At 71.4% G+C, this 12,249-nt stretch carries 10 protein-coding genes; 2 read left to right on the forward strand and 8 right to left on the reverse strand.

Annotated elements, in window-relative coordinates:
* The coding region (locus JAO81_RS01995; RefSeq protein WP_199545967.1) for a DUF6777 domain-containing protein at nt 1-1,425 on the reverse strand (1,425 nt) is incomplete at its 3' end.
* A 183-nt stretch (nt 1,426-1,608) separates the two neighbouring features.
* Here JAO81_RS01995 and JAO81_RS02000 point away from each other — a divergent pair.
* A complete protein-coding gene (locus JAO81_RS02000) occupies nt 1,609-3,063 on the forward strand; it encodes a lipase maturation factor family protein (RefSeq protein WP_199545968.1) in 1,455 nt (484 codons plus the stop codon).
* On the opposite strand, the gene JAO81_RS02005 is transcribed toward JAO81_RS02000, so the two are convergent.
* The 6 genes from JAO81_RS02005 to JAO81_RS02030 form a co-directional block, all read right to left on the reverse strand.
* On the reverse strand, nt 3,052-3,903 hold the full coding sequence (locus tag JAO81_RS02005; RefSeq protein WP_199545969.1) for an amidohydrolase: 852 nt from the start codon (nt 3,901-3,903) through the stop codon (nt 3,052-3,054). The two genes, JAO81_RS02000 and JAO81_RS02005, sit on opposite strands and share 12 nt — an antisense overlap.
* A 31-nt stretch (nt 3,904-3,934) precedes the next feature.
* Nucleotides 3,935-4,249, reverse strand: a complete 315-nt coding sequence (locus JAO81_RS02010; protein ID WP_199545970.1) for an L-rhamnose mutarotase — start codon at nt 4,247-4,249, stop codon at nt 3,935-3,937.
* On the reverse strand, nt 4,246-5,247 hold the full coding sequence (locus tag JAO81_RS02015; protein WP_199545971.1) for an aldo/keto reductase: 1,002 nt from the start codon (nt 5,245-5,247) through the stop codon (nt 4,246-4,248). The genes JAO81_RS02010 and JAO81_RS02015 overlap by 4 nt, the downstream gene beginning before the upstream one ends.
* Nucleotides 5,244-5,999 carry an SDR family NAD(P)-dependent oxidoreductase gene (locus tag JAO81_RS02020; protein WP_199545972.1) on the reverse strand — a complete coding sequence of 252 codons (756 nt, stop codon included), beginning with the start codon at nt 5,997-5,999 and terminating at the stop codon, nt 5,244-5,246. The genes JAO81_RS02015 and JAO81_RS02020 overlap by 4 nt, the downstream gene beginning before the upstream one ends.
* Nucleotides 5,996-7,366 carry an enolase C-terminal domain-like protein gene (locus JAO81_RS02025; protein WP_199545973.1) on the reverse strand — a complete coding sequence of 457 codons (1,371 nt, stop codon included), beginning with the start codon at nt 7,364-7,366 and terminating at the stop codon, nt 5,996-5,998. Before JAO81_RS02025 ends, JAO81_RS02020 begins: the two co-directional genes overlap by 4 nt.
* Nucleotides 7,367-7,554: 188 nt before the next feature.
* On the reverse strand, nt 7,555-9,942 hold the full coding sequence (locus tag JAO81_RS02030) for an alpha-L-fucosidase (RefSeq protein WP_199545974.1): 2,388 nt from the start codon (nt 9,940-9,942) through the stop codon (nt 7,555-7,557).
* A 306-nt stretch (nt 9,943-10,248) separates the two neighbouring features.
* On the opposite strand from JAO81_RS02030, the gene JAO81_RS02035 reads away from it, so the two are divergent.
* Complete coding sequence (locus tag JAO81_RS02035) at nt 10,249-11,589, forward strand: amidase (protein ID WP_199545975.1); 1,341 nt, start codon at nt 10,249-10,251, stop codon at nt 11,587-11,589.
* 91 nt (nt 11,590-11,680) lie between these two features.
* On the opposite strand, the gene JAO81_RS02040 is transcribed toward JAO81_RS02035, so the two are convergent.
* On the reverse strand, nt 11,681-11,860 hold the full coding sequence (locus JAO81_RS02040; RefSeq protein ID WP_093607003.1) for a hypothetical protein: 180 nt from the start codon (nt 11,858-11,860) through the stop codon (nt 11,681-11,683).
* Between the last annotated feature and the right edge of the window lie 389 nt (nt 11,861-12,249).

Raw genomic sequence — 12,249 nt, forward strand, 5'->3', positions numbered from 1 at the left:
GGTGTCGAACACCCCCCCCCGCCGCTTCCGGCGTCCTCCCCCCTCGGCGGGGGGGGCGCCGCCCGAAAGGACGAAATCAGGTGTGCGGGGGCCGTCAGCCGGTGAAGGACTCCGGCTGGGTCGGGATGAACGGGGTGTCAGGACCGGGCTCGACATCGGGGGCGTCCGGGACCGTGTCGGGCCCGGTCTGGTCACCGGGGCCGTCGGGCGCGGTCTCGTCCTGCGGCAGGCTCGGGATGTCCGTACGGTCCGTCGGGTCCTGGCCGCCGTCCGGGTGCGTGACGGCACCGCCGTGCCGCGCCGGCGGGTCGGGGGCCGGCACCGGGAAGGGCAGGGGGGGCCCGGGACCGGGCACCCGGCCGGGATGGTCGGCGTCGGCGCACCGGGGGCCGTGGGCGTCGGGGAGACCGTCGGGCAGTCGGTCGGGCTCGGCGTATCGCTGGTCTCGTCACCGTCGGGCGTCGCGCTGTCGGACTCCGCCGGGTCGGTGCCCGTCGGGTCGTCCGTGGGCGGGTCGGTCGTCGGGTCGTCCGGGTCGGTGGTCCGGTCGTCCGGCTCGGTCGTCGGGTCGTCCGTGGGCGGATCGGTCGTCGGGTCGTCCGGATCGGTCGGGTCGATGTCCGTGGGGTCGGGCGTGGGAGTGGGCGGCGGGACGATCTTGTCCTTGTCGCCGTCGTCGCCGATCGGCCGCTCGATCCAGGTGTTGTTGGTGATGTTGATGATCGTGATGTTGTTGATCACGGTGGTGGACGGCTTGACCACGATGACGTTCGCGGGGTGGTAGCCCTGCCAGGGCTGACCGTGGTGCGTCGCGTCCTTGTGCAGCGCGGCGGGAGGTGTCAGCGGATTGCCGCAGGCGCAGCGCACGCGCGGCAGGCCCCGGTTGTCGACGAGCACCGCGCTGCCCGCCTGGAGCACGGACTGGAAGCTGGTCGGCTGTCCGCCGCTGTAGCCGTGATTGGTGACGCGGGTGTCCACCCGCAGCTGTACGGGGGTGAGGCCGCGCAGCCAGCTCGGGACATCGCCCTGCGAAATCCCTTCGACCTGGGCGAACGCACGGGCCTTGGCCTGGTCGGCGGTGAGGAAGCGGACCTGCTGCTCGACATCGCAGCTGCTGACGGACTGCGTACCGCCGTACAGACCGGGCGTCGAACCCTGGTAGCTCCTGACCCCGGCCTGCGAGGGCGAAGCGGACTGGGTCGGGGACGGTTGCGGCGTACGGGTGACAGGGGGCGGAGTCTCGGTGACCTTCGCGGTGGAGTCCGTGAAGGGATCCGGGCCGGCCGCGGCGACGGGCTGGAGGAACAGCTCCTTGTCACTGCCCGTATCGCCCGCGTCGTTCTCGCCGCCGCTGGAGCAGCCCGCGACCAGCAGGGCTCCGGATATCGCGAGGGCTGTGGCATAGCGCCTGGTCGGTGAGTGCACGCCGTTCTCCCGCCTGTTTTCTGGCCGTACGTCCCTCATTGTGTGAATCGCGTTTTGGGCCCCGCAACCGCGTGAGCCGGGGCCCAGGACCGGCGATGCCGGACCCTGACCCAGCCCCGGACCCAGCCCCGGACCCAGCCCCGGCGACAGGGCCACGCCCGCCCCCGGCGCCACAATGGAGAGGTGGAGTGGTTCACGGCGCCCGACTACTGGCTCGCCCGCCTCGTCTTCCAGCGGGTGCTCGCCGCCGTGTATCTGCTGGCCTTTCTCGGCGCGGCCCTGCAGTTCCGTGCGCTGATCGGCGAGCGCGGGATGCTGCCGATTCCCCGGTTCGTGGCCCGGGTGCCGTTCCGGCGGGCACCGAGCCTGTTCCAGCTGCGCTACTCGGACCGCCTGTTCGCGACCGTCGCCTGGACGGGAGTCCTGTGCTCGCTCGCCCTCCTGGCGGGCCTGGACGCCGAACTGCCCCTGTGGGCGGGCATGGTGCTGTGGGCGCTGCCCTGGCTGCTCTATCTCTCGATCGTGAATGTGGGGCAGACCTGGTACGGCTTCGGCTGGGAGTCGCTGCTTCTGGAGGTCGGCTTCCTCGCGGTCTTCCTCGGCCCGCACGATATGGCCCCGCCGCTCCTTGTCCTGTTCCTGCTGCGCTGGGTGCTGTTCCGGGTGGAATTCGGCGCCGGGCTGATCAAAATGCGCGGGGACGAGTGCTGGCGCAAGCTGACCTGTCTGCACTACCACCACGAGACCCAGCCGATGCCGGGCCCGCTGAGCTGGTTCTTCCACCACCTGCCCAGACCCTTGCACCGGGTCGAGGTGGCGGCGAATCACGTCACCCAACTCGTTCTGCCGTTCCTGCTGTTCACCCCACAGCCCGTCGCCTCGTACGCGGCGGCCGTCGTGGTCCTCACCCAACTGTGGCTGGTGCTGTCCGGCAACTTCGCCTGGCTGAACTGGCTGACGATCGCGCTCGCGGTGTCCGCGATCGACTTCACGCCTGTGACGGGCGCACCGCCCGCACTGTCCCGGCCGCCTCTCTGGTACGAGATCCTCGTCCTTGCCGTGACGGCGCTGGTCGTGGTCCTGAGCTACCGCCCGGCGCGCAATCTGCTCTCCCGCCGCCAGGTCATGAACACCTCCTTCGACCCGCTCCACCTGGTCAACACCTACGGTGCGTTCGGCACGGTCGGCCGCGTCCGCCAGGAGATCGCGGTCGAGGGCACCGACGAAGCGGTCCCGCTGCCGGACGGGACCGGCTGGAAGGAGTACGGCTTCCACGGCAAACCCGGTGAACTCACCCGGCTGCCCCGGCAGTTCGCCCCGTACCATCTGCGGCTCGACTGGATGATGTGGTTCGCGGCGCTCTCCCCCGCGTACGCCCGCAGCTGGTTCGGACCGTTCGTGGAACGGCTGCTCGACGGCGACCGGGACACGCTGCGGCTGCTGCGCCACAACCCGTTCCCCGGCGGGCCGCCGCGCTTCGTCCGGGCGCGCGTGTACCGCTACCGCTATACGACCTGGGACGAGCTGCGTGCGACAGGGGCGTGGTGGCAGCGGACCTACGTACGGGAGTTCCTGCCGCCGACACGGCTCGACACACCCCGGAACATCGCGGAGGCTCCGGATCCCTCAGAGCGCTGAGAGCCCGTACACCCGCCTCGCCGTCCCGGCGAAGATCTCCTGACGCTCGCCCTCGCCGAGGCCGGCGGTCAACTCCCGCGCACTGTCGAGGACTTCCCCGTACGAGGCCGCGAGCCGGCACACCGGCCAGTCCGAGCCGAACATCAGCCGCGCGGCCCCGAAGGCCTCCAAGGCCGTCTCCACGTACGGGCGCAGATCGCGCACCGTCCAGCGCGCCCAGTCCGCCTCGGTCACCAGGCCCGAGAGCTTGGCGGTGGTGTTGGGCAGTGCGGCGAACGTCCGCATGTCGCAGGCCCACTGCTCCGGCCCGTCGTCCGCGATCGACGGTTTGCCGAGGTGGTCGAGGACGAAGGTCAGCTCGGGGAGTCCCGCGGCCGCCCGCACACAGGCGGCCAGCTGATGCGGTTTCACCACCAGGTCGTACGCGAGTCCCGCGCCGGCGACCGCGGCCAGGCCTCTGCGTACGTCCGGACGCAGCAGCCATGCGGGGTCGGGCTCGCCCTGGACCTGGTGCCGGATGCCCACCAGGTGCTCGCCGCCCGGAAGTTCGCGCAGCCGGGCCAGTTCGTCCGCGACATCCGGGGCGGTGAGGTCGGTCCAGCCGACGACCCCCGCGACCAGGTCGCTCGTCGCGGCGAGGGCCAGGAACTCGGGGGTCTCGTCCGCGGCGGTGACCGTCTGGACCAGGACGGTGGCCACGACCCCCGCCGCCCGGGCCTCAGGTTCCAGGTCGGCGAGGGTGAAGTCGCGGCGGATCGGGGCCAGTTCGGGTCCGGTGATCCAGTCCTGGTCGCGGACCGCGAGGTCCCACACGTGGTGATGCGCGTCGACGAGGGTCACGGCAGATCCCCGGCGAAGGCGCGAACGATGGTCACGGCAGCTCCCACACCACCGGCAGCGAGGCGTCCGAGCCCTCCGCCGAGTAGTCGTGGACCACGTCGAGAAGCTCGGCCATGCGGGCCTGCCAGGCGATGTTGACCGGCAGCTTCTCCAGTGCGGCGAGCAGCGCGGCGTAGTCCTCGCATTCGAGGAGATGGAAGAGGTCGGTGCCGCTGCGCCAGATCGTCCAGGAGTGCGCGCCCGCCGCCCGGATCGCGCCGGCGAGTTCTCCGGGCACCTCACGATGCGCGGCCTCGTACTCCTCGATCCGGTCCGCACGGACCCGGGTGTGCAGCGCGACTCTCATCCGGCCGCCGCCGCCCCGGGCACCGGCACGTCCTCGGCGAGCAGCCCTTCGCTCTTGAGGTCGGCCCAGAATCCGGCGGGCACCGGCGTGGCGAACTGCTGTGCCGTGTCCCGTACTTGGTCGGCCGAGCGCATCCCCACCAGTACGCCGGCGACTGCGGGATGCCCCAGCGGGAAGGCGAGCGCGGCCGCGCGCAGCGTCGTGCCGTGCTGTTCGGCGAGCTCCTTGATGCGCCGGGCGCGGGCCAGCAGGTCGTCGGGGGCGGTCGTGTAGTTGTAGGTGGCTCCCGGCCGCGGTTCGGCGAGGATCCCCGAGTTGTAGACGGCCGCGGCGATCACGCTCCTGCCGCGGGCCTCGGCCTCGGGCAGCAGCGCCTTGAGCGCGATCTGGTCGAGGAGGGTGTAGCGACCCGCGGCCAGGACCACATCCGTGTCGGTGTCGGTGATGAAGCGGGTCAGCATCTCGGCCTGGTTCATTCCGGCGCCGATCGCGCCCACCACGCCCTCGGAACGCAGCTGCTCCAGCGCCGGGTATCCCTCGCGGAACGCCCACTCCTCGTGGTCGTCCGGGTCGTGCAGATAGACGATGTCGATCTGGTCGAGGCCCAGGCGTTCCAGGCTGCCCTCGATGCTGCGCCGGACGCCGTCCGCGGTGAAGTCCCAGACCCTGCGGTGCGTCGCGGGCACCGCGAAGCCGCCGGCCGCGAGATCGTCGCCGCCGCCGTCGTACGGCTCGAGCAGCCGGCCGACCTTGGTGGACAGGGTGTAGCTGGGGCGGGGCTTGTCGCGCAGCACTTCGCCGAGGCGGCGCTCGGAGACGCCGAGCCCGTAGTGCGGGGCGGTGTCGAAGGTGCGGATCCCCGCGTCCCAGGCGGCGGTGACCGCCTCGTACGCCTGCTGGTCGGGCACGGGCTCGAACAGTCCGGCGATCGGGGCGGCGCCGAACGACAGGCGGGAGACCGTGACGTCGGTCGAGGCGAGGCGGGAGGTGGCGATCATGACGTCACCGGCCGGAGCCTGAGGCCCTGCATGCCGCCGTCGACCGCGAGCGCCATACCGGTGCTAGCGCCGGCGGACGGGCTCGCCAAGTAGGCGATGGCCGCGGCGACTTCCTCGGCCGTGACGAGCCGGCCGGTGGGCTGGCGCGCTTCGAGAGCGGCCCGTTCGGCGGCCGGATCGCCGGCGGCTCCCAGGAGCCGGCCGACCCAGGGGGTGTCGACCGTGCCGGGGTTGGCGCAGGTGACGCGGATGCCTTCGCGGTCGTGATCCGCGGCCATGGGGAGGGGGAGGGAGAGCACCGCTCCCTTGGAGGCGCTGTAGAGCGCGCGCTGCGGCAGGCCCGCGGTCGCGGCGATCGAACAGGTGTTGACGATCGCCGCGTGCCGCGAGGCGCGCAGATGCGGCAGCGCGGCGCGCGTGGTGCGGACCATGCCGAGCACATTGACGTCGAGGACGCGGTGCCACGTCTCGTCGTCGTTGTCCTCGACGGTGCCCTGGGCGCCGATCCCCGCGTTGTTGACCAGGATGTCCAGGCCGCCCATCTCCTCGGCGGCCGCGGCCACCGCTTCCCGTACGGACGCGTCGTCCGTGACGTCCGCGCGCCGGGCGAGCAGCGGTTTGTCCACCGACTCCGGGGTGAGGTCGAGGACGGTGACCTGTGCTCCGCGTGCCGCGAGGAGTTCCGCCGTGGCCCGGCCGATGCCTGAGGCGCCGCCGGTGACAAGGGCCCTGAGCCCGTCGAACTCGGTCATGCCGCTGCTCCCTTCCGCTGCAGGAGATCATGGTGGTTCGGGTCCGGCGCGGGAAGGGCCTCGGCCCAGTACGTACCGTCCGGATAGCGGTAGCGGTCCAGGGACTCGGGGTGCATGGCCGCGGAGAAACCGGGCGCGGCCGGGGCCACGTAGTGGCCGTCGCGGATGACGACGGGGTCCTGGAAGTGCTCGTGGAGATGGTCGACGTACTCGATCACCCGGTCGTCGGTGGTGCCGCTGAGCGCCACGTAGTCGAACATCGCCAGATGCTGGACGAGTTCGCACAGTCCGACGCCTCCGGCGTGCGGGCAGACGGGGATGCCGAACTTGGCGGCGAGCAGCAGGATCGCCAGGTTCTCGTTCACGCCGCCGACGCGGGCCGCGTCCAGCTGGAGGATGTCGATCGCGCCGGCCTGGAGGAGCTGCTTGAAGACGATGCGGTTCTGTACGTGTTCACCGGTCGCGACTTTCACGGGCGCCACCGAGCGCCGGATCTCGGCATGGCCGAGCACGTCGTCCGGGCTGGTGGGCTCCTCGATCCAGTAAGGGTCGTGCGTGGCGAGCGCCCGGGTCCAGGTGATCGCCTCGTCCACGTTCCAGCGCTGGTTGGCGTCCACGGCGATACGGAAGTCCGCGCCCACGGCGGCCCGCGCGGCGCCCAGCCGGCGCAGGTCGTCCTCGAGGTCGGCGCCGACCTTCAGCTTGATCTGGGTGAATCCTTCGGCGACGGCCTCGCGTGCGAGGCGGGTCAGCTTCTCGTCGGAGTAGCCGAGCCAGCCGGGCGAGGTGGTGTACGCCGGGTAGCCGCGCACCCGCAGCCGCGCCGAGCGCTGGTCCGCGTCCACCCGGCCGCGCTCCAGGAGGGCGAGCGCCTCGTCCGGGCCGAGCACATCGGCGATGTAGCGGAAGTCGATCTGCGAGACCAGCCAGGCCGGTTCGGCGCGTGCCAGGAGCTGCCACAGCGGCAGTCCCGCGCGCTTGGCGGCGAGGTCCCAGACGGCGTTGACGACCGCGCCGACCGCCATATGCATGACGCCCTTCTCCGGACCGAGCCAGCGCAGCTGGCTGTCGCCGATCAGGTCCCGGTTCAACGAGCCCGGATCGGCGCAGAGTTCCTCCACCGGCCGGCCGACGACATGCGGGCGCAGGGCTTCGATGGCGGCCACCTGGACGTCGTTGCCGCGCCCGATGGTGAAGGCGAACCCGTGCCCCTCCCGCCCGTCGCCGGCGTCGGTGCGCAGCACCACATAGGCGGCGGAGTAGTCGGGGTCGGGGTTCATGGCGTCGGAGCCGTCGAGCTCGGCCGAGGTCGGGAAGCGGATATCGAAGGTGTCGACTGCCGTGATACGAGCGGGTGTTGGCGTCACGGCTCTCTCCAAGTCAGGGTTCGTCCATGGCCTCAGAGGTCCGCGGGGCCGATACAGACCCTTTTCATCGGACCTCTGAGGCAGCACGAGTATTCATCGGATGTCTCCAGCTGCACAAGCCCCTGCAACCGGCAAGATCCGGTGACTTGCTCGCGAAGAGGTCGGATCACCCTGGCTCATCGGGTCGTTCAGGACCGCCAGTCGACCTTGAACACCCAGACATGCCGCCCGGCCTTGCGCGCCGCCTGCGGCACATCGACGACGAGCGATCCGCCGCTGGTCCGCCAGGTCAGGGGGCGGTCGTGGCCGAGCATGGTCACCCGGTCGCCCTGCCGGATCGGCACCGGAGCCTCGACGGTGAGCCGCGCTCCCGGGGCGGCGAGGGAGTGGATGTAGAACGCCCTGTTCTGCCGCACGGTGAACCGCAGGTCCTCACCGAGCTGCGCCATCCTCGACCAGTACGTGGTGTCGTAGACCGCCTCTCCGTTGACCTTCAGCCACTCCCCCGTCTCGCGCAGCCGCCGCTCCATGATCTCGGGGATGGTGCCGTCGGCGCGCGGTCCGATGTCGAGCAGGAAGTTGCCGTTCTTGGACACGATGTCGACGAGGCTGTGCACGATCTCCTCGGTCGTCATGTAGCGGTCGTCGGGCGTGGCCGCGTTGTATCCGTAGCTGAACGGATCCAGTCCGCGGCTCGACTCCCACTTCGCCACGACCGTGTTGTCGTACGTCGTGTACTCGGGCGTGGTGAAGTCGTGGAACGGGATCCCGGAACGGTTGTTGACCGCGACCTCGTACGGCTGTGGCCGGTTCTTGGCGTGGTTGAAGTACTCGGCGATCACGTGGTGGCTGTCGTTGACCCCGCCGATGTCGCACCACAGGACCTGCGGGTCGTAGCCGTGGATCAACTCCAGCATCTGCGGCGCCTGATAGTCCCGCACGTAGTCCTTGCCCGCCGTGTAGCCGGTGTACGGGACGGGCTCCAGGGTGTACGGGTTGCGCGGTGCGTGCCCGCGCCAGGGGTTGTCCGGGTTGAACCACTCGGGCATGGAGAAGTACAGGCCTCGGTGCAGTTCGGGGGTGTACGTCTTCGAGGCGTCGAACAGTTCCTTGATGAGGTCGCGCTTCGGGCCCATCTTCACGGAGTTGCGGTCCGCCAGCTTGGTGTCCCAGAGCGCGAAGCCTTCGTGGTGCTTCGACGTCAGCACGTGATACTGGGCGCCCGCGTCACGGAACAGCTCCACCCAGGCGCGCGGGTCGTACTTCTCCGCGCGGAACATCGGGATGAAGTCGTCGTACGCGAAGTCCTCGCCGTACACGGCCTTGTGATGCGCGTACGTCGGGTTGTCAGGGAGCTGCATGTGGTTCCAGTACCACTCGGCGTACTGCTCGCCGACCGGCGCCCAGGCGGGCACCGAGTAGACACCCCAGTGGATGAAGATCCCGAACTTCACGCGGTGGAACCAGTACGGCGCCTGATGGGTGCCGAGCGAGGCGGCCGTCGGCTCGTAGTCGGGGACGCCGAGCGTGAGCCGCTTCCCGGCGGTGGCGACGGGGCGGCTGAAGGCGGCCGCGACGGCCTCGCCCTCCTGCTGCGTACCGGCCGGGGTTCCCGGGCGGGTGCGGATGCCGGTCCGGACGCGGGCCTGGTCCCCGGGGTCGAGGCGTCGGATGTCTGCGGCTTCGACCGTACGGGCGCCGCTGACGTCGACTCCGACGGTCAGCGCGTCGCGGGCGAGGACGGCGACCGTTCCGGCGTTGACCACGGTCGCCTCGACGCTCTGCGCACGGCTCCCCTCGAGCAGCGACACCGTGGACTTGGCGCCGCGCACCATCAACGCCCTTCCCTCAGCGGCCGGTTGAAGGGTCAGCGCGAACACGTGCAGCGCCGCGCTGTCCGGCTCGGCGGGCCCGAGGTCCGGCAGTGTGAGCGCGATGGCTTCGCATGCCGGGTCCAGCCAGATCTCGGTCGCGTCGATCACGACGCTGTGGGCGTCCTTGGTCCCGTCCGGCTTGTAGCGGTACGGGGCGCCGAGCAGACCGCCGCCCGCGTACCAGTCGGGCGCGCTGAGCGAGCCCTGCGAGGTGGAGCCGTCGGCATAGTGGACGGTCGCCTTGCCGGAGGCGGTGCCGTAGCTGCCCGCGGCGAGGAAGTGGGCGGAGAGGTAGCGGCCCCGGGGCAGGTCGATACGGGTGCCGCGGGCGACGATGTTGTTCGCGGCGCCGGCGGCGGAGGACGGGAAGGCGAAGGGGATGCCGTCCACCTCGATCCGTCCGGCGGGGAGTTCCTCGCCGGGAAAGGTGTAGCCGGAGCCGTCGAAGTCGCCGCCGCGCGCCGCGGCGGTGTCGATGCCGTCGTTGTCGTAGTGGGCTTCGAGGGCCACCGGGACGGCGGGCGGGACGGAGCCCCAGCCGTCGCCCTGGGGCCCGTCGGGACGCTCGAACGCGCCGCGGCCCTCGGGCTCATGCGGTGCGGCCGTCGCGCCGGTCGCGAGCGGGCCGGCCGTGGTGACCGCGGCTCCTGCGGCCAGGGCCGTCGCGGTGGCGATGACCTGGCGTCTCGGGTAGGCGTTCATGTGCAGCACTCCCTGTCGTGGGGACGGTGTGTCCTTGTGCGGGATGGTTCGTGCCGGACATTCATCGGAGGTCTGATGATTGAGGCGTGACCGAGACCTGTCAATGGGCCGCGCGGGCACGGAAGTTGGGCCGGAAGGTCGGATGTGCGGACGCACTCGGCCCGAACAGCCTCGACGGGAAGCCTCGGACGCGGCACAGTGCTGGCCTGAGGGGCGAGATCATCCCTGAGGAGCGAGATCATCCCTGAGGGCCGAGATCATCGAGCAGCGGGCGGCGGCGCCGTACGCGCGGGGCGAGGAGCGACAGTGAGCAGCTGGGCAGGGCAGACCGCCGGACAGATCGCCGCGGCCGTACGGGCGAAGACCGTCACACCGCGCGAGGTCGCGGAGGAACATCTCGCGCGGATCGAACTGCTCGACGCCCGCGTGGGCGCCTTCCGCAGGATCCGCGCACGCGAGGCGCTCGCGGAGGCGGAGGCCCTCGCCACGCATCCGGATCTGGCCCGACTCCCGCTCGCCGGCGTACCGGTGGCGGTGAAGGACAATCTGCCCGTACGCGGCGAGTCCACCCGCAACGGATCGGCAGCCACACCGGACACACCGGCCGCCGAGGACCATCCGACGGTGGCGCGGCTGCGAGCGGCCGGCGCGATCGTGGTCGGACTCACCAACGTCCCCGAACTGTGCGTGTTCGGCACGACGGACGGGGTGCACGGCACCGCCCGCAATCCCTGGGACACCTCACGGACGGCCGGCGGCTCGTCCGGTGGGAGCGCGGCCGCGGTGGCGGCCGGGATGGTGCCGCTCGCGCTCGGCAACGACGGGATGGGGTCGCTGCGGATACCGGCGGCGAACTGCGGCGTGCTCGGCTTCAAGCCCGGCGACGGAGTGGTACCGCGCGAGCTGGGCGGCGGCTGGTTCGGGCTCTCGGAGAACGGTCCCCTCGCCACTACGGTCGCCGACGCCCGGCTGATGCTCTCGGTTCTTTCCGGTGCCCCGCAGCGGCCGGCCGCCGGCACGGACCGCCTCAGGATCGCGGTTTCCGTGCGCAGTCCGCTGGCGGGCGTACCGGTCACCAAGGCCTGGCGGACCGCGGCCCTCGAGGCGGGGAAGGCCCTGACCGGGGCAGGCCACCAGGTCGAGGACGCGGATCCCCCGTATCCGCTGTGGCTGGGCGCATCGGCCCTCGCGCACTGGACCGCCGGCACACATGTGGACGCGCGAGCCCTGGACCGTACGCGGCTGGCCCGCCGCACCCGTACGCATGCGGCGCTCGGCCGTCGCTCACTGGCCCGTGTGGAGCGCGGCGAGGGGCGGGCCCGGCTGCGTACGCTGCTCGAGCCGTTCTTCGAGGACCACGACATCCTGCTGACGCCGGCACTCGCCCGCCGAGGTCCGGCCGCGGCGGCATGGCACGAGCGGGGCTGGCTGCGCAACGTCAGCGCCAACACCCGCTATTCGCCGCTCACTCCGGTCTGGAACCTCACGGGCTGGCCCGCGCTCTCGGTCCCGTTCGGCGTGCTGTCCTCGGGGCTGCCCTGTGCGGTGCAGCTGGTGGCGGCGCCGCACCGGGAGGGCGAACTCCTGGACCTGGCCACGACGTTGGAGTCCCTGCGCCCGTGGCGACGGCACGCGCCCACGCCGTGAGCAGGGCTGCCGGGTCGGAGCGCGCACACCATTGACCGATTCCGGGCGCGCACACCAAGAACGTGTGCGTGCCCAGAACCCGGTGCTTGCCTCAGTCCACGCTCGGCAGAATGTGCGGCTCGGCGAGGTCGTCCTCGTACCCCGCGAGGCGGATCGGCGCGGAACGCGCCCACACCTCGAGGCTGCCCAACTGGTCCCCGCGCCGGCGGCCGGCTCGGTCGCGCCGTTCCTTCGGGGCCAGTTGCTCGCTCTTGGACTTGTCTGGTGTCACCGCGCACTCCTTATGTGTCGCGTAACCCCCGGTCGTACCGGCAACGCCCGCACTCCGGGGCGCCGCGGCCGCCCGGTAGGGGCATCGTCTCGGCCAGTTCGGTCGCGGTGGCGCCGGTGTCTCCTGCGGGACTCACCGTGGTGACCGGCTTGCCCCAGGACGGACCCAAGGGTGTGGGTGGAACCCGTTGTGACGGTCCGTCCCGACCAGAGTAACCAAATGAGCGCGGCCCCGCTCTATGGGGAGGCAAAGTCTTGGTACAACCCTGGGGATACGGCGCAAAACGTCGGTTCGGGTGCCCGGTTCCGGCCGGATCAGGCTCTCGGCTGCGCACGGTTCAGCCCCTGTTGGCCTCACGGTCAGCCCGGCCTGCTCTCCTGGCACCGCAC

This window comes from Streptomyces sp. N35 (genome assembly GCF_016464295.1).
Taxonomy (GTDB): domain Bacteria; phylum Actinomycetota; class Actinomycetes; order Streptomycetales; family Streptomycetaceae; genus Streptomyces.

Coding starts and splice junctions, on each gene's coding strand:
- JAO81_RS02010 (WP_199545970.1), bottom strand. CDS start 4,249: ATGAGAGTCGCGCTGCACACCCGGGTCCGTGCGGACCGGATCGAGGAG.
- JAO81_RS02030 (WP_199545974.1), bottom strand. CDS start 9,942: ATGAACGCCTACCCGAGACGCCAGGTCATCGCCACCGCGACGGCCCTG.
- JAO81_RS02020 (WP_199545972.1), bottom strand. CDS start 5,999: ATGACCGAGTTCGACGGGCTCAGGGCCCTTGTCACCGGCGGCGCCTCA.
- JAO81_RS02015 (WP_199545971.1), bottom strand. CDS start 5,247: ATGATCGCCACCTCCCGCCTCGCCTCGACCGACGTCACGGTCTCCCGC.